Raw genomic sequence first — 15,715 nt, 5'->3', positions numbered from 1 at the left:
TCGAAGACGAAGGTTTTCCGTTTCAAAAAGATCACTTCAAACCCTGCAATTTCTCCAACACAACCTTATATACATCCGTTAAACTGCCTAAATCTCTACGGAAAACATCCTTGTCCATATGGTGCCCTTCAGCATCCCAAAGGCGGCAGTTATCTGGTGAGAATTCATCTGCCAAGATAATCTTGCCATCCTTATCAAAACCAAATTCCAATTTGAAGTCAATCAAGCGAAGACCAATTTGTGCAAACCAATCTTTCAGCAATTCATTGATACGACGCGTTTCTTCCTTGATATAAGCAATTTGTTCATCATTGGCAATATTCAAGAACTTGACGTGTTCATCATTGATAAATGGATCGTCCAAATCATCGTTCTTGTAGTAAAATTCAACGATTGAAGTCTCCAAGTCCAAACCTTCTTCCACGCCAAAACGTTTAGAAAAAGAACCTGCAGTCACATTACGAAGAACAACCTCCAAAGGAATGATAGTAACCTTCTTATTGAGTTGTTCGGTGTCAGAAATACGTTCGATAAAGTGTGTCGCCACACCCGCAGCATTCAATTTTTCAAAAATAAGAGACGAAATCTGATTATTCAGCACACCTTTACCCTCAATGGTCTCTTTGCGAGCTCCATTCAGCATAGTGGCCTGGTCCTTGTAGACCGACTTAATCACATTTTCGTCTTCTGTAGTATAGATATCTTTAGCTTTTCCCGTATAAATAAGTTCACTGGACATTTTCTTGTTCGCCTTTCGTATTACTTTACATCATTCTAACACAACAGACACTAAAAATCAAATATTTCACGAACTATATTTGATATCATATCTGAAAAAGTACAGAAAAATCGCAAACGAATTTTCATTTGCGATTTTCTAAGATTGATTTGAGTTAAAATGAGAACTTTATTCTTGTTTCAAAAAGCGATCAAGATAGTAGCGTAAAAAACTCTTCCTACCTGTAATCATAGTCAAACGACCTTCAAGTCCATAACGAAGTTTTTCTGCTTGTTCAGCATTCAAATCCGTCTCTGCCTCTAATTTAAAGAAATTGCCCTTTTCTGTCTGAGTCGCACTGGTATCGATATTCGTAATCTTGGAGGTCAATACTAGCTGCTTATTCGCATCCGTTACCGTAGTAAATCGTACCTCATTTCCATGCTTGAGACCAGCCACTTCCTTAGAACTGATATAAGCTGTTAGTTTTGCCTTCCTCTCTTTAGCCAACTGCGGAAAAAGATGAGCAAGGATAGTTCCTTCTGGAATGATGGTGGATCGACTATGCTCAGGATTCAAATGTAGAACACCATCTTCTGTTGCTGTAATTTTCCCCTTCTCTAAAAGATTTCCTTGAATCTTTTTACCCGACTCCGCTTCAAGAATTTTCTGATCCAAGAGCGTTAATTCCTGGCCTACCTTGGCTAGTTGCTGAGATTTTAATGACTCCAACTGACTTCCCAAGCCAGATGCATAAGCTTGCTGGGCTCCTGAACCTGCATACTGTACTCGATAACCTGCAAGAGTTGACTCCAACTGAGTGATTTGAGCATCTAGCTGAGATAAGGCCTGCTGTTTGGTTTCCGATCCTTGCTCCTTTGTCGACTGATAAATAGCATAAGCCGGATGATCACTCTCTAAGTGTCCATCACCCTGAATAGCAGACTTGGCTTGCTGATATTCTTTAATTTTGGACTGGGTTTCACCGATGAGATTGCCTAACTCTGCCTGACTACCACTGGCTGCTGCATTTTGAGATGATATACTAGCATTTTGTTGCTCAACCTGACTCCGCAGACTAGCAGCTTGATTTAGATAATCTAAAAAACTATGCTGATAGCCAAATTTATCTGCTTCTGGAAATTGATCACTTCCTGCTTGAAGGCTTGCTTTTAAATACTCCAGTTGAACCTTCTGATCCTTGAGCATTTCCAACTGACTAGCATAATTCTCAGCCTGAACGGCTTCTGCTCCCTCTTGGTATTGAACGAGAAGATCCCCTTGCTTGACAAACTTATTTTCAGCCAAATGATTCGCCACAATCTTACTATTACTACTAGACTGAATGGTGGCAATGATACGAGCAGGTTCTACCGTAGCTCCAGCTGTCAAGCTTATCTCCTTTTGTGCAAAGATTGAAAAAACGATCAGGAACAAAAACAAGATAAAACTTGGAAAAATCACATAACTAGAAAAATTATGGTAACGACGATTGTAAAACTCAGCACTTTCTAAAAATTCTGATTGCATCTTTTCTCCTCTCTAACTATTCACCAAGTGGGCGTAGAAACCACCCTGAGCCAGTAATTCCATATGTGTACCCTCTTCGACAATCTTTCCCTGATCCAAAACGACAACCTTCTCTGTCCGCTCAGCAATGGTCAAGCGGTGGGCGATGAAGATCAAGGTCTTATCCAAAGCCATCAGATTATCGACAATTCGCTTCTCGGTCAAAATATCCAGACTGCTGGTCGCCTCATCCAAGATCAAGACGGGCGCATCGGTCAAGAGAGCACGCGCCAGAGCGATCCTCTGACGTTGCCCACCTGAAATCCCTGCCCCATCCGAAGTCAATTCTGTCTGGTAATTCAGTGGCATCCGCTCAATATCCTCCCGAATCTCTGCCAACTCCACTGCTCTCAATATATCTTCCTGGGTCGTCCCCTCCTTAGCTCCAAGAAGAAGATTCTCCAAGATCGTTCCATTAAAAACGTAGGGTTGCTGAGGCAGATAATTGATATACTGGCGCAGAGCCTTTTTATCAATCTGATTGAGATTGACGCCACCCAGACTAATCTCCCCCTGACTTGGATCGTAAAAATTAACCATCATCTTAGCCAAGGTCGTCTTACCCGATCCTGAAATCCCCACAAAAGCCACTTTAGAACCTTGCGGAATGGTTAGATTGATGTCCGACAAGACATCGCGACCATAGCCATACTTGTAGTGGACCTGCTTGAAAGTCATATCTCCTTCTAGCAAACTCAAATCTGAGACTGTTTTCTTTTCCTCAAACTCAGATGCAACCAGATAAACTTCATTCAGACGGTTATTGGCTACCTGCGCTGTCTGAAGTTTGGTTTGCAGATTGATGATATTCTCCAAAGGATTTGTAAAATAAACAAGCAATGTATTATAGGTGATCAACTGGCCCAAACTCATCTTATTATCCATGACTAGGAGAGCCCCCATCCAGAGAATGGCAACATTGAGCAAGAGTTGGGCAAGCTTTTTCAGAGCCTTTTGCTGACTTTCTGCCCGACTATAGGTAAATGATTTTTTCAGATAATCCACAAATTCCTTGTCAATCTTTTGGTAACGTTGACTTTCACTGGTCAAAGACTTAATGGTCTCAATACCGTTAATATCCTCGATAATAGAAGATGACAGGACTGCATTAGCTTCCATGGTATCCCGATTCATCTTTTCAAAGGGCTTCATAAAAGCAAAGATAATCACTGTGTAGATAGGAAGAGCTAGTAAACTCATGAAAAAAAGATTGCTATTCTGCGAAAATAGAACTACTGAAATAATCAAGACAGTAGATACATCCAAAAAGATTGACAGAATAGTCGAAGCCAGCGCATCAATGATACTATTTGCATCCGTGAAACGAGACACAATTTCCCCTGTCCGTCGTGTTGCAAAAAAGGACATGGGCAAATGAAACACGTGCTTGATGTAAGACAAAATCACATCAATGGACAAGCGTTGCCCCAAAACAAGTAAAAGATATTCCTGGGCATAAGATAAGATTTGCTGAAGGACATAAACGATGACTAGCCCTATTGAGATAATGCCCAAGGTTGAACGCATCTGATCTGGTACATAAGTGTCGATGATAGACTGAAGGTAATAAGAACCCACAATGTTAATCAAGGTCACCAAGAGGGTCGCCAAAACGATATTAACAATCAAACCTCGCTGTTTCACTAATATAGGGATAAAGGAGAGCAGACCATTTTTTTGTTCCTTATGAGGCTTATAAGTCGGAGATGGGGCCATAAAAATAGTGATTCCTGTCCACTCCTTAGCAAAGCGCTCACGAGAAATCTTGGTCAGCTTAACACTAGGATCTGGATCTGCAATATGAATGTTGTTCTTGTCTTGCCCAGTCACCACATAATAATGGAGCAATTTCCCTTCCTTAAACACATGAGCCACAAAAGGAAAGGTTACATCCGGCAAATCAAACAAGGTCATGTCCGCCTTTATTGCTCGTGTCTCAAAACCAATTTCCTCTGCAACCTTGACTAAGCCTAAAGCCGTAGTCCCATCCATGGTCGTCTTGGCCAACTCTCGCAAGTGAGCCAGAGAATAATAACTTCCATAATAACCAAATACCATGGCTAATGAAGCCACACCGCAGTCCATCTGGTCTACCTGAGGACGATAATGCCGTTTACTAAATTTCATATCCTACTCCTTTTCCTAACAATCTCCAAAGAAAACTTTGTAAGATTATTTTATACAAACAAAGAAGCAAAAAGAAAATTATTTCTAAAAAAACAATAACTGCACCTGAACAGCACTTTTTCCTAAATAAAAATAGGTAGAACAAACGTCCTACCTAGAAAATATAATGATTAATATTTCTTACCTTTTCCAATTTTTTGTCAATCATATACCAAACTATAAATGAAAACAAGGGTGGTACAAAATAGCTTTTTTCACTCATTGACACCTTAAAGCCTAGACTAGCAAGTACTTTAAAAAGCAAAAGATTCATCAGAAATAAGAAAAGGAATGTTAGAAAGATTTTTAAAGTCTTATTCATCTCCATCCTGATTATCTTCTTTACCTCTTATTTTCTGGATAGCATGATATTTTACCGCTATGTAAATGATTAAAAAAAGTAGGGGATAAGAGAATAAATCTGAAAGTTCCATGAAATTTATACTATACTTTCCTAGCAATAGTTTATAGTCTATTAAAACTTGCATGATAGAAAGTACAATACGTACTAGTAGAAGCAGCCCTAATAATATCACTTCTTTTTTAAACATACGAATATCTTTCTAACTAAAATCAGACTACAGTTCATCAGCTTAACACCCAAACATTCCCCAAGATTGCCCTAATACTGGAGCCACAAAGTTCAGATCTATTTAATCAACCTTTATCACATTTTTCTTCACTTCTACAAAGTAAAATAAATACCATCAAGAATAGTGAAATTGTAGGTATGTCAAAATTTTCAAACCATGTAGGTAGATTTATTTTGTTTACATCAGCGACTATTCTAACAATGATATAAACCATCGAACTGCAGCATACAGTAAACTATAGACAAGCTTTTTGTAACACTTGAACGACTTTCATCTCAAACTCCATTTTGATGGTCCATCAATTCCCAATCTTACTTCCTTTTGTTTGATACTTGTATCCTACATAAAACAGACCAAGCAGAATTGGATAGTTTTCTGGATAAAACAAGGTATTGATCGGTTTTTTCAAAATCAAATACGTTGCGATATAGATAATGACTGACACGATAAAATAACCTTCAGCAAATCCTAATAAAAATGTTTTCATAGCAGACTCCTATTTATCTGACAAGAATGGCAGAGTTTTTTCGCCATTCACACGCACAAAATCCTTTTCATTCAGATTCATCATTTATAGTTTGGATTATATTTTGACAAATCCTTGCAAAAAATCCCAAAATAGCCTGAAGCAATCAATCCAACTAAATACCATTTCCAATCAAAGTATAATAAAGAACCTGTACGAATTACATGAAGCACGAGATTGAGACCTATTGCTACTAAAGGAACTATAGTGGCTAGTTTAGGTAACAATGTATTGAGATCAGCGTTGCGATTCATACTTGATTTTCTTTTACGATTTGCCATAAACTTTTAAATTAACGTCTACTTCCCAGATGACGCCCATACATATAGGTAACGACTCCTAAAACACCCCATGCTACCGCTGTAGAAGTAGTAACAACGATGCCTCCTTCAGTAACAGACAAATCTGCATCTGTCATGATTTCAAATTTTGCATCTAGTTTTTTCATATTCCACCTACTCCTTTAAATATATTAGCCAAATGTACGAGATAACCAATAACCAGCTACCCCAGTTACACCTGCAGCAAGTAATGAGCCTCCGATAACAATCGATAAGCCTACTCCACCTTGTACTTGCTCTAATTCATTTTGCTCTACGATTTCAAATTGATTCAAATTTTGCATGATATACTCCTTTTTAAATAATACTAGCTAATCCAATAGCTACTCCAACTAGTAAACCCACTATTCCTGAGGCTGATATAATTATAGCCGCAAATTCGTTTGAAAAATTCATTGATTTCCTCATTATCTCTTGTTTCGACTAATTCCAATAGCTACACCTGCACTTAAACCTGCAAATGCTGAACCAGCAATAATACTAGCTGCCACCGCTACAGGGATAATTCCCCCATCCACTTCCATTAGCTCTTCTTCCGTAAGAGCTACAAAGTTCTGTTCCATTTTATCAAAGTTTGTCATTTGTTTTCTCCTTTATTTTTATATTTGTGATTTCTAACCTTTAAACCATTTTAAAAGCCAAATTGGATAAATAACTGAAATAATCATTTCTAATCTCCTTCCTCTTCCTCTTACTTATCTATTCGAGAAATCATTTTAAAATAAACAGCTAAATCAAATTTATTTTAAGAACCACTTAATTAACCATGGATACATGATTGGCATAAACATGAAGCAATCTCCTTCCTTTTCTTCTTACTTATCTATTCGATAAAATAATTTCAAAATAAACAACTAAGTCAAATTTATTTTAAAAACCACTTGATCAACCACGGATAAAGACCTGTCACATACATCAGTAATCCTCCTTTTTTGTTCTCATCTCTTTATTCGTAAACTCAACTGTAAAATTTCAAAATCTTATCTTTTTTCGAGAAACAAAAAAACAACATGACTTGCATGTTGTTATATGTTAGATTTTATCTTTAATGGCTTTCAATACATCTGCCACACTTTGAAGATGGTCGATTTCTTCATCGCTGATTTCAATTCCAAATTCATCCTCAATGGTTAGTACGAATTCCATCAAATCTACCGAATCAGCATCCAGATCATCCTTCAAGCTCAAGGCCTCTGTGACTACAAAGTCATCCCCTTGACGTTCTTGGATAATGGCCACGACACGGTCAAAAATTTCTTTTTCTGTCATATATATTATTCTCCTGAAAATTCACGCGCAGTTTGAGCAACTACGTCTGTTTCTAGCATGGTACGAATCTGACGAATCGTACTGTACACAGCCTTGGCATCACTTGAGCCATGAGTCTTGACAACAGGCGCCTTGACACCAAACAAGACTGCACCCCCAACATCTGAATAGTTGAGCTGCTTTTTCAAGCCTTTAAGGCTATCCTTGAGAAGAAGAGCACCAAGTTTTGCTCGAAGTCCACCACCTGTAATAGCATTTTTTAGCAAGCCCATGATTCCCATGGCTGTACCTTCGATGGATTTTAGCACAGCGTTTCCCGTGAAACCGTCTGCCACGACAACATCTGCAACACCCTCCATCAAATCACGCGCTTCCACATTACCGACAAAGTTCAAACTCTCATCAGCTGCTAGCAAGTCATAAGTTTCCTTGCGGAGTGGATCTCCCTTGCTGCTCTCTGTCCCGTTATTAAGCAAACCAACTCGTGGTTTTGCAATTCCACGAACATTTTTAGCGTAGAAAGAACCTAGGATGGCATATTGATGAAGGTGATGGGCTGTGTTTTCTGCATTGGCACCAAGGTCTAGCATATCAAAACCTTTCCCATCAACTGTTGGTAAGGTTGACATAAGTCCAGGTCGGTCAATATTCTTGATGCGACCAACGATGAAAAATCCTGCCGCTAGCAAAGCACCTGTATTTCCTGCAGAGAGCACAGCATCAGCCTCACCGTCCTTGACAGCCTTAGCAGCCAATACCATACTGGCTTTTTTCTTCTTACGAATGGCTTTTGTTGGTTCATCATCCGAATCAATTTTCTCATCTGTATGGATAATACTGACGCGATCTGTCGCTGTTAGATATTGCTTAATCTTGCTCTCATCTCCGTAAAGTTGAATCTCAATATCTGAAAAGTCAGCAAGGGCTTGATTAACACCTTCAACAATTGCCTGTGGTGCGTAATCCCCACCCATTGCATCTACTGCGATTTTTTTCATTTGTCTTCCTCTTTTAGTAATTGTCCCCAATCAGCTAGGGAATCAATAAATTTCTTTGATTTTAGGTGAATTCCTACGTATTCTTCATAAATTTGATCCATGAACTGACGCAATTCTTGCTTGATTTCAGACTTGAGAGAAATAGTCTCTAAAGTCTCAAAGTTAATAGCTTGAAATTGATTGAGCAGATAGGGAATGTTTGGATTCAGATGACAACGTTTCTCATCCTCATGATAATGCTCAGGACATAAGCAAGCGCCATATTTGAAAGAAAAATCAAAGGCCTGACCTACCCGATGGCAAAAAACACACTCATTAAAGTTAAGACTGATCCCAAAACGTGTCAAAATCTGAATTTCAAAAATATTAGTCAAAACTTGATAATCCAGACCCTCTTCCATCAACTCTAAAGTCTTTTGTAAAAAAGCAAACAAGGGAGCATCCTGTTGATTGTCCTGCAAACTAGCATCTGCCAGAGCTGCCACATAGGTCGCATAGGCCATGACAAAGAGATCACTATTGATTTTTGGAAAGGTCATCACCTCATGGTAGTCTTCAATATAACTAAGCCCATCATCATTGATTCGTAAAAGAAAACGAGCCAGCACCAAAGGTTGAATAACTGGAGCCAGTTTGGATTGACCGGCATGTTTGACAAAAAACATGCGCTTACCGACCTGCTCTGTAAAAATCTTGACTAGCTTGTCATCCTCACGAAAATTACGATTGTAGAGCACCAACCCCTGACTCGTAATAGACTGAATCATGCTTCTCTCATGTACTCCTCAAGACGTTTCATAGCCTCTCTGATGGTTTCCATACTAGCCGCATAAGACAAGCGCACATAACCTTCTCCATATTGACCAAAAGCTGCACCAGGGATAAAGGCAACAGCCTTCTTCTGAGCAAAATCCTTCAGAAAAGCAAAGGAATCTTGATTGTAGCCTTCTGGAATCTTAGCAAAGATATAAAAAGCACCATCTGGTTTGATGATCTCAAAACCAAGGTCAGTCATCTTCTCGATAATGTAGTCCCGACGTTGGATATACTCCTTCTTCATCGGCTCTGCATCGTTCTTACCAGCCGTCAAGGCTTCCACCGCAGCATGTTGAGCCATGGTATTTGCGGCAGTGACCAAGTACTGATGACTCTTGATTAACTGGGCTGTGAAATTTGCTGGAGCAAAGATAAAACCTAAACGCCAACCTGTCATAGCATGGGATTTGGATAGACCGTTGATGATAATAGCCTGATCTCTCAGCATCGTTCCCAAAGATACATGATTTTCCCCTGTATAGGTTAATTCTGAATAGACCTCATCACAGACAACGAAAACCTCATACTTACGTAAAACGTCTGCCAAGGCTTCCAACTGTTCGCGACTATAGGTAATTCCTGTAGGATTAGCTGGATAGTTGAGAATAACTGCCTTTAGCTTATCACCTTGCTCGATAATAGCTTTCTCTAGCATTTCAGGAGTTAAGACAAAACCGTTCTCAGTCGTATCAATCTCGACAATCTCTGCACCAACTAGATTAACAATTGGTTCATAACCAGGATAGGCAGGAGCTGGCAAGAGAACCTTGTCACCCTCTTCTAAAATAGCTGTCAAAGTAGCAGATAGGGCTTCTGTCGCACCAATTGTGACCAAGATTTCATTTTCAGGATTATAGTCCAGCTGGTATTTTTCTCTTACAAAATCACTAGCTGCCTGGCGTAAGGTCATCAAACCACTCATCCCTGTATAGTAGGATTGATTTTGGTCAATGGCGCGCTTAGCCGCCTCCTTGACATGGTCTGGAGTTGTAAAGTCAGGCTCTCCCAATGTCAGACGTAGAACCCCAGGAATCTCTGAAATAGCCTGGTCAAACTGACGAATCAAGGAAACTTGAATCTTATCTAATTGTTTATTAAAGCGCTTGGTTAAGTCCATAGATACCCTCCTTGCTTAAAGGACATATGTCTATTATACTACAAAAGCCCCCCGACCGCAAAATCACACTAGCATAAGCAACTGATGTATGTTCATTTAAATTTATTACAACACTATGTTTTTAGAATACTCAATGAAAATCTCATGAAACTAGGAATAGAGGTGAAAGCATAACTAAAGTTAGGTAAGCCGAAGATGACAACGTATTAGGAGATTTTCGACGAGTATTGAGAAGTTGCGTAAGGAAATAAATCGGATAGGGGTCAATATAAATCAGATCACAAAAAAAGTAAACGAAGATAATCAGGCTAGTCTAAATGAATTTAGTCAGATTCTTGAATTGCAGAAACATTTGAAAGATACTGTCAGACAATTTATTCAAAAACAAGAAAATCAAACAAAGGTAGAGGACAGATGGTTGTAATAAGAATTATTGTTGACATTCTCTCTTATTTGTCCTAAACGATAACTAAGGATAGGATGATGTCGGATGACTGGTAACAGTTTTCTCAAAGGTTGCTGATGATTCAGCTTCAGGTTTGGCACTACCTTCAGCTTTAGGCTGTAAAGAACCCGCTCCACCACTGGTTCTATTCGTTTCACTCTTGGAGTATATTCAAGAGTTTTTTCTTGCAAAAAAAGTTCAAAAAATATATACTGGCTATACACGATATAGAACGGAGATATACCATGACTACATCACTTGTTAAGCAATATAATTTTAAAATCAATGAGTTAGCAATGGAACAAGCTAGAGCCATTATCAAGGAAAAAGGAATGACCATGACGGATGCTATCACTCTTTTTATAGAGCAGATTGTCCTCGAACAGGACTTGCCAATCAAGACTGCAGAAGATTTACACCGTGAACAGTTGGTTGAGGAATTACAAGCTCAATCCGAAAGAACCTTAAGAGAATATGAATCAGGAAAAGGGACTTCCCTAGACAGTATGAGGGCACGCTATGGCTTATAAAGTAATTATTTCTGATGAAGTGAGCCAAGCTATTGACAGTATTCATGATTACATCACTACTGTTCTTTTATCACCTCAGTCTGCTAAAAATACTGTGGGTAAAATTTTAGATGGCTTAAAAAGTTTAGAAGTCTTTCCTGAGGCTGGTTTTGACGCCGATGAAAAAATTGGTATAAAGATTAATAGTAAGTACCCTACACGAGGAAAAATTATCGGTCAGTATGTCTTACTCTACTTCATCGACCAAAAACAAAACACTGTTTTTTTATCTCACCTATTCCACATAAAAAGCGACTATGTCACTTTGCTACAAAATGGTAATAAAAGAAGCTCAACTGATTGAGACATCTTTCTTTATTTTATAAGCTCCGAAACCTTAATTTTTGGTACCGTCTTGGTTTAACAGTACGCTGTATATATAATATTTTACAGCTACTTTTTCTTTAGAAACGTTGATTTAATAAGGATTTAAATATTACAGAGTATACCTTTGTAAAATACGGTTTTGCTAATCTTCGTTACAACTATTCTAGCACCATTATTGATTACTAGATCGGTAATGTCATTTCTGAGTGGATAGTCAGAAAGTGGTTAGATAAGTGCGACAAAAAAATATAACCTGAGTTTAGTTTTAATATGACTAGACAAACAGAAATACCAGAGGTGGAGCTCTGGTATTTCTGTTTTTTCCAAGACTTCGTTACAGTTCTAATCACATAAATTTGAGAAACTTGTCAAATAATTATTAAACTTTACTTTCTCTTTACTTTTCTGACAGATAAGATTATAATAAGGAGTATTTATTTTCGGAGGTTTTTATGTCATTTCTATCAAAAAATTGGGCTGGACTTTTGGTCTGTCTTATCATATCTATCATTTCTTGGATTTTAGGAGGCTTCTTGCCTGTTGTCGGGGCACCTGTCTTTGCCATCTTTATTGGCATGATTCTCCACCCATTTCTCACTTCCTATAAACAACTAGATGCTGGTTTGACTTACAGCTCCAAGAAATTGCTTCAGTATGCAGTTATCTTGCTTGGGTTTGGACTCAATATCTCTCAAGTTTTCGCAGTTGGAAAATCTTCCCTCCCAGTCATCCTCTCAACTATTTCAATTGCTTTGATTATAGCCTATCTCTTCCAGCGCTTTTTTGACCTAGATACAAAGCTAGCTACCTTGATCGGTGTCGGTTCCTCTATCTGTGGCGGTTCTGCCATTGCAGCGACTGCTCCTGTCATCCATGCCAAGGAAAAAGAAGTCGCACAAGCCATTTCTGTTATCTTTTTCTTCAATGTCTTGGCAGCTCTTATCTTCCCAACTCTAGGAACCTGGCTCCATCTTTCCAACGAAGGCTTTGCCCTCTTTGCAGGAACTGCGGTCAATGATACTTCCTCTGTAACAGCCACTGCCAGCGCCTGGGATAGTCTTTACCAGTCCAATACTCTCGAAGCTGCCACCATTGTCAAATTGACCCGTACCCTAGCTATTATCCCTATCACTCTCTTCCTCTCTTACTGGCAAAGTCGTCAACAAGGAAACAACCAAGGGGTAAAACTTAAAAAAATCTTCCCTGTTTTCATTCTCTACTTCATCCTAGCTTCTCTGCTAACCACCGTCCTTACTTCCTTCGGTGTCAGCAGCAACTTCTTTGCACCTCTCAAACAACTGTCTAAATTCTTCATCATCATGGCCATGAGCGCTATCGGCCTCAAAACCAACCTCATCGCTATGATTAAGTCCAGCGGTAAATCCATTCTTCTTGGTGCCCTCTGCTGGATTGCCATCATCCTGACTAGTCTCGGGATGCAGACCCTTATCGGTATTTTCTAATACTCTTCGAAAATCTCTTCAAACCACGTCAACGTCGCCTTGCCGTACTCAAGTACAGCCTGCGGCTAGTTTCCTAGTTTGCTCTTTGATTTTCATTGAGTATAACACAAAAGGTAGCCCGCAAGCTACCTTTTTATTGTTCAAGAATTAAGCGTGTATGTTCTCTCTTAATACAACGGTTCATCACGATATCATCGCAACCTCCAGCACGCAAGATTTCTTCTGCTTCTAGACTTTCAAGTCCTAGTTGCGCCCAGAAAATCTTAGCATCAGCCTTGAGAAAATCTCGTGCCACATCTGGTAGAAACTCACTACGACGATAGACATTAACGATATCTACAGGGAAAGGAATATCAGCTAGACTGGCATAAGCCTTTTCTCCCAAGATTTCCCCACCTGCAGCCTTAGGGTTTACTGGTATGATTTTATAGCCACGAGCCTGCATTTCCTTTGTCACTCGATTGCTAGTTGTTTCCTCACGGTCAGACAAGCCCACTACTGCTAGAGTCTTACTGGTTTCTAGATACTGACGGATTACGCCATCACTTGGATTGATAAATTCTTGAGTCATAAAAATCCTCCTTTTTCATCAGTATAGCATATTTTGAAAGGGTTTGCAGAAATTTACTATAAAATCAAAAAATCCTCCCAAAATTAAACAATTTCATTTAATTTGAGGAGGATTCATAAAAATTTTATTTAAAGATTATTCTCTTGTTGGTTTATACTGAAGGCTTTCTCCATGTTGTTTGACAAAGTCACTCATCTCTGAGTCAGGAATTTGTCGAAGGTAGAGATTGGCACGAATCGTATCATCTTCTTCACGACAAGTAGAAAGAACAAGATATTTATCCTTAGCTGATACCTTAACATTTGGTTTCTTAACCTCTGCAGTATCATAAATAATATTTAGCTGTTTCTCAAAATCCGCATCATCATCAAAAGAAGTACGGTAAAAAGCTGTTTCTTCTGGAACAATAATCATGGCAACAGCTTCATAATAATACTTTCTCTCTGGAGTTTCAATGACAACATAAGGATGTGCATCAAAATATTCTTGGCGACTGAAATAATTCACATCTTTAAACATACGATGATCCGGAACTTTACTACCACGAGCGTGACCAAATAACCAAGTCAATCGATCGCTAAAGTCCTTCTTGTTATCTGCGTCCATAAAGACTGCCCCCATTAAAGGTTCGTTAACGCCATCAAAGCGCTTATCTAAATAAGTCGCATTATCCGTTGTTTGAACGACTGGTTCATCCAACTGTGTACCAGGAATATATACATAACCAACTGTTTCAGAGTTTGTTGCAAGTAAGCCTTTAAATTTATTTGCGAGATATTCCTTTTCTTCTGCGCTAGCATTATAGGCTTGTTTTGGAGCTTCCTGAGTAATTTTTGCATCATTTAGCTTATCTCCACTTGGAGCTAGAAAGCTTTTATAGATAAAGAAGCCTCCCAAAGCAACGATAGCTACTGCAACAATTGAAGCAATTATTTTAGTAATTGGTGATTTCTTTGTCGTAGAACGTCTACTCATCTTTTCCTCCCTCATTTTTTACCAAAAAAATCACTGAAACCAAGTTTCAGTGATTGGCTACTTTTTAAATAAAATTATTTAGCAGCGTGTGTTTTTGGAAGGGCTTTTTGACCTGCTTTAGCATTTGCGCCTGCTTTTTTAGCAGCTGCGTCTGCTTTTTTAGCTTGGTCTTTAGCACCTGGTTTACCATCTTCTGGCTTAGTTGCTGCTTGATCAGCTGCTGTTTGCTCATCTGATACTACAGGACGACCAGTTTGGTTAGCTTGATCTTCAGCAATACGAGTTGGGTTAGGTTTGTTGTCCTCTACACCAGTTGGGTCATTCCAGTAGTTACCTTGACGTTTAGCCGCTTCGCGGTATGTTTCTTGCAAGTATTGGATTGCACGGTTACGTTGTGCATTTGTTGCGTCAGCCAAAACTTCATCAAGGTTAGCTTTAGCAGCTGCTACTGCTTTTTCATGAGTGTGACCAACGATTGCTTCAGCTTTAGCAAGTTCTGCACGAGCTGCAATCACTGAAGGTTCTTTTTCAACAGCTGCTGCGATATCTTCTGGGTGAGCTTCTACGTATGCATAAGCTTGATCTGCAATATCACGTTCAGAAACATATTTCTTTTGGATCAATTGGTTAGAAGAAGCTGGGTTTTCTCCTTGTGCAAAAACTGGAGCTGCTGCTGAGAATACTGCAAGAGCCGCTACTGATGCCAATAAAACTTTTTTCATTGTTTTATCTCCTCTTTAAATTTAATTATAAGGATAATCCCTATTACCTCAAATTATATCACATATATTTAAGTTGTCAAGTTTTTTCTTAAGCTATTTTTAAAATTCCTGGTAAAAAACGAGTAAAATTTATTATATTCTTAAAAATCAAGCAATATTCTTAAAGGATTATGGAAAAAAATGGACTAAAAAACGAACAATTAGTGAAATTTTCACATTTTTCTAATCTAATACTAGACTAAAATCAAAAAACATCTTATAATAGTAGTTATGAAACTTACAAACGAAGAAACACAAAAAATTGAACAACTCTTAAAAGATTCATCGTACGCCAAATATCACAAACGTCTACAGATTATTTATTTTCGCTCAAAAGGAAAGAGTTATAAGGAAATCATGGATTTGCTAGATTGTAATAAAACAACTGTTTGGAGGAATTTGAAAAAATATAAGGAGTTTGGTTTAGAAGCTCTTCTTCAAGAAACCCGTGGTGGACGTCATCGAGAATATATGACTTACGAAGAGGAACA

21 protein-coding genes are annotated in these 15,715 nt (G+C 38.6%); 5 read left to right on the top strand and 16 right to left on the bottom strand.

Translation table 11 applies throughout. The features are described 5' to 3' along the window. Positions 1-31: 31 nt before the first annotated feature. The 13 genes from purC to QM911_RS04295 form a co-directional block, all read right to left on the bottom strand. Entirely contained in the window at positions 32-739 is a 708-nt protein-coding gene (gene purC, locus QM911_RS04355; RefSeq protein WP_414313239.1) for a phosphoribosylaminoimidazolesuccinocarboxamide synthase, read from the bottom strand. A 168-nt stretch (positions 740-907) separates the two neighbouring features. Beyond that, on the bottom strand, positions 908-2,248 hold the full coding sequence (locus QM911_RS04350) for a bacteriocin secretion accessory protein (protein ID WP_414313238.1): 1,341 nt from the start codon (positions 2,246-2,248) through the stop codon (positions 908-910). Positions 2,249-2,260: 12 nt separating this feature from the next. Next, positions 2,261-4,414: a peptide cleavage/export ABC transporter ComA gene (gene comA, locus QM911_RS04345; RefSeq protein WP_414313237.1), complete on the bottom strand. Its 2,154-nt coding sequence runs from the start codon at positions 4,412-4,414 to the stop codon at positions 2,261-2,263. 353 nt (positions 4,415-4,767) lie between these two features. Beyond that, positions 4,768-5,004 carry a hypothetical protein gene (locus QM911_RS04340; protein ID WP_311522415.1) on the bottom strand — a complete coding sequence of 79 codons (237 nt, stop codon included), beginning with the start codon at positions 5,002-5,004 and terminating at the stop codon, positions 4,768-4,770. Between the two features lie 340 nt (positions 5,005-5,344). Then, complete coding sequence (locus QM911_RS04335) at positions 5,345-5,533, bottom strand: hypothetical protein (protein WP_049531126.1); 189 nt, start codon at positions 5,531-5,533, stop codon at positions 5,345-5,347. Positions 5,534-5,613: 80 nt separating this feature from the next. Beyond that, the gene (locus QM911_RS04330) at positions 5,614-5,826 is read right to left on the bottom strand and encodes a bacteriocin immunity protein (protein ID WP_414313259.1); all 213 of its coding nucleotides are present in this window, start codon (positions 5,824-5,826) and stop codon (positions 5,614-5,616) included. 38 nt (positions 5,827-5,864) lie between these two features. Next, positions 5,865-6,020: a hypothetical protein gene (locus QM911_RS04325; RefSeq protein WP_414313236.1), complete on the bottom strand. Its 156-nt coding sequence runs from the start codon at positions 6,018-6,020 to the stop codon at positions 5,865-5,867. A gap of 24 nt (positions 6,021-6,044) precedes the next feature. After that, positions 6,045-6,197 carry a class IIb bacteriocin, lactobin A/cerein 7B family gene (locus tag QM911_RS04320; RefSeq protein ID WP_414267693.1) on the bottom strand — a complete coding sequence of 51 codons (153 nt, stop codon included), beginning with the start codon at positions 6,195-6,197 and terminating at the stop codon, positions 6,045-6,047. A gap of 123 nt (positions 6,198-6,320) precedes the next feature. Then, positions 6,321-6,494, bottom strand: a complete 174-nt coding sequence (locus QM911_RS04315; RefSeq protein WP_373115401.1) for a class IIb bacteriocin, lactobin A/cerein 7B family — start codon at positions 6,492-6,494, stop codon at positions 6,321-6,323. A gap of 451 nt (positions 6,495-6,945) precedes the next feature. Beyond that, positions 6,946-7,182, bottom strand: a complete 237-nt coding sequence (locus tag QM911_RS04310) for an acyl carrier protein (RefSeq protein ID WP_060955040.1) — start codon at positions 7,180-7,182, stop codon at positions 6,946-6,948. Positions 7,183-7,187: 5 nt separating this feature from the next. Next, complete coding sequence (plsX, locus tag QM911_RS04305) at positions 7,188-8,180, bottom strand: phosphate acyltransferase PlsX (RefSeq protein ID WP_075227952.1); 993 nt, start codon at positions 8,178-8,180, stop codon at positions 7,188-7,190. Next, positions 8,177-8,947, bottom strand: coding sequence for a DNA repair protein RecO (gene recO, locus QM911_RS04300; protein WP_049509320.1), 771 nt, complete (start codon positions 8,945-8,947; stop codon positions 8,177-8,179). The genes plsX and recO overlap by 4 nt, the downstream gene beginning before the upstream one ends. Then, a complete protein-coding gene (locus tag QM911_RS04295; RefSeq protein ID WP_414313235.1) occupies positions 8,944-10,113 on the bottom strand; it encodes a pyridoxal phosphate-dependent aminotransferase in 1,170 nt (389 codons plus the stop codon). Before QM911_RS04295 ends, recO begins: the two co-directional genes overlap by 4 nt. A gap of 235 nt (positions 10,114-10,348) precedes the next feature. Here QM911_RS04295 and mobC point away from each other — a divergent pair, with 235 nt between their 5' ends. The 4 genes from mobC to QM911_RS04275 all read left to right on the top strand — a co-directional run bounded on the left by mobC (position 10,349) and on the right by QM911_RS04275 (position 12,917). Further along, on the top strand, positions 10,349-10,537 hold the full coding sequence (mobC, locus tag QM911_RS04290) for a plasmid mobilization relaxosome protein MobC (protein WP_414313234.1): 189 nt from the start codon (positions 10,349-10,351) through the stop codon (positions 10,535-10,537). A 266-nt stretch (positions 10,538-10,803) separates the two neighbouring features. Continuing rightward, positions 10,804-11,088, top strand: coding sequence for a type II toxin-antitoxin system RelB/DinJ family antitoxin (locus QM911_RS04285; protein WP_414313233.1), 285 nt, complete (start codon positions 10,804-10,806; stop codon positions 11,086-11,088). Continuing rightward, positions 11,078-11,431: a type II toxin-antitoxin system RelE/ParE family toxin gene (locus tag QM911_RS04280; protein ID WP_414313232.1), complete on the top strand. Its 354-nt coding sequence runs from the start codon at positions 11,078-11,080 to the stop codon at positions 11,429-11,431. The genes QM911_RS04285 and QM911_RS04280 overlap by 11 nt, the downstream gene beginning before the upstream one ends. A gap of 475 nt (positions 11,432-11,906) precedes the next feature. After that, positions 11,907-12,917, top strand: coding sequence for a YeiH family protein (locus QM911_RS04275; RefSeq protein WP_414313231.1), 1,011 nt, complete (start codon positions 11,907-11,909; stop codon positions 12,915-12,917). 133 nt (positions 12,918-13,050) lie between these two features. Here the strand turns inward: QM911_RS04275 and QM911_RS04270 are convergent, their stop codons facing one another. From QM911_RS04270 to abpA, 3 genes are all read right to left on the bottom strand, one after another. Next, positions 13,051-13,488 carry a CoA-binding protein gene (locus tag QM911_RS04270; protein ID WP_049503826.1) on the bottom strand — a complete coding sequence of 146 codons (438 nt, stop codon included), beginning with the start codon at positions 13,486-13,488 and terminating at the stop codon, positions 13,051-13,053. 135 nt (positions 13,489-13,623) lie between these two features. Then, positions 13,624-14,463, bottom strand: coding sequence for a class B sortase, LPKTxAVK-specific (gene srtB / locus QM911_RS04265; RefSeq protein WP_414313230.1), 840 nt, complete (start codon positions 14,461-14,463; stop codon positions 13,624-13,626). Between the two features lie 74 nt (positions 14,464-14,537). Then, positions 14,538-15,185: an amylase-binding adhesin AbpA gene (abpA, locus tag QM911_RS04260; RefSeq protein WP_414313229.1), complete on the bottom strand. Its 648-nt coding sequence runs from the start codon at positions 15,183-15,185 to the stop codon at positions 14,538-14,540. Between the two features lie 270 nt (positions 15,186-15,455). On the opposite strand from abpA, the gene QM911_RS04255 reads away from it, so the two are divergent. After that, on the top strand, positions 15,456-15,715 hold a 260-nt coding region (locus QM911_RS04255), incomplete at its 3' end, for a helix-turn-helix domain-containing protein (RefSeq protein WP_414313228.1).

The sequence above is a fragment of the Streptococcus infantis genome (assembly GCF_047460825.1).
GTDB classification, from domain to species: Bacteria; Bacillota; Bacilli; order Lactobacillales; family Streptococcaceae; genus Streptococcus; species Streptococcus infantis_V.
This window is presented reverse-complemented; position numbering and strand designations above follow the sequence as displayed.

Excerpts from the sequence above, each read along its gene's own strand:
- abpA (WP_414313229.1), bottom strand. The coding sequence starts at position 15,185 with ATGAAAAAAGTTTTATTGGCATCAGTAGCGGCTCTTGCAGTATTCTCA.
- recO (WP_049509320.1), bottom strand. The coding sequence starts at position 8,947 with ATGATTCAGTCTATTACGAGTCAGGGGTTGGTGCTCTACAATCGTAAT.
- QM911_RS04330 (WP_414313259.1), bottom strand. The coding sequence starts at position 5,826 with ATGAATCGCAACGCTGATCTCAATACATTGTTACCTAAACTAGCCACT.
- QM911_RS04325 (WP_414313236.1), bottom strand. The coding sequence starts at position 6,020 with ATGAAAAAACTAGATGCAAAATTTGAAATCATGACAGATGCAGATTTG.
- QM911_RS04275 (WP_414313231.1), top strand. The coding sequence starts at position 11,907 with ATGTCATTTCTATCAAAAAATTGGGCTGGACTTTTGGTCTGTCTTATC.
- QM911_RS04285 (WP_414313233.1), top strand. The coding sequence starts at position 10,804 with ATGACTACATCACTTGTTAAGCAATATAATTTTAAAATCAATGAGTTA.
- purC (WP_414313239.1), bottom strand. The coding sequence starts at position 739 with ATGTCCAGTGAACTTATTTATACGGGAAAAGCTAAAGATATCTATACT.
- comA (WP_414313237.1), bottom strand. The coding sequence starts at position 4,414 with ATGAAATTTAGTAAACGGCATTATCGTCCTCAGGTAGACCAGATGGAC.
- QM911_RS04335 (WP_049531126.1), bottom strand. The coding sequence starts at position 5,533 with ATGAAAACATTTTTATTAGGATTTGCTGAAGGTTATTTTATCGTGTCA.
- plsX (WP_075227952.1), bottom strand. The coding sequence starts at position 8,180 with ATGAAAAAAATCGCAGTAGATGCAATGGGTGGGGATTACGCACCACAG.
- QM911_RS04315 (WP_373115401.1), bottom strand. The coding sequence starts at position 6,494 with ATGACAAACTTTGATAAAATGGAACAGAACTTTGTAGCTCTTACGGAA.
- QM911_RS04350 (WP_414313238.1), bottom strand. The coding sequence starts at position 2,248 with ATGCAATCAGAATTTTTAGAAAGTGCTGAGTTTTACAATCGTCGTTAC.
- QM911_RS04340 (WP_311522415.1), bottom strand. The coding sequence starts at position 5,004 with ATGTTTAAAAAAGAAGTGATATTATTAGGGCTGCTTCTACTAGTACGT.
- QM911_RS04270 (WP_049503826.1), bottom strand. The coding sequence starts at position 13,488 with ATGACTCAAGAATTTATCAATCCAAGTGATGGCGTAATCCGTCAGTAT.
- srtB (WP_414313230.1), bottom strand. The coding sequence starts at position 14,463 with ATGAGTAGACGTTCTACGACAAAGAAATCACCAATTACTAAAATAATT.
- QM911_RS04280 (WP_414313232.1), top strand. The coding sequence starts at position 11,078 with ATGGCTTATAAAGTAATTATTTCTGATGAAGTGAGCCAAGCTATTGAC.
- QM911_RS04295 (WP_414313235.1), bottom strand. The coding sequence starts at position 10,113 with ATGGACTTAACCAAGCGCTTTAATAAACAATTAGATAAGATTCAAGTT.
- QM911_RS04310 (WP_060955040.1), bottom strand. The coding sequence starts at position 7,182 with ATGACAGAAAAAGAAATTTTTGACCGTGTCGTGGCCATTATCCAAGAA.
- QM911_RS04320 (WP_414267693.1), bottom strand. The coding sequence starts at position 6,197 with ATGCAAAATTTGAATCAATTTGAAATCGTAGAGCAAAATGAATTAGAG.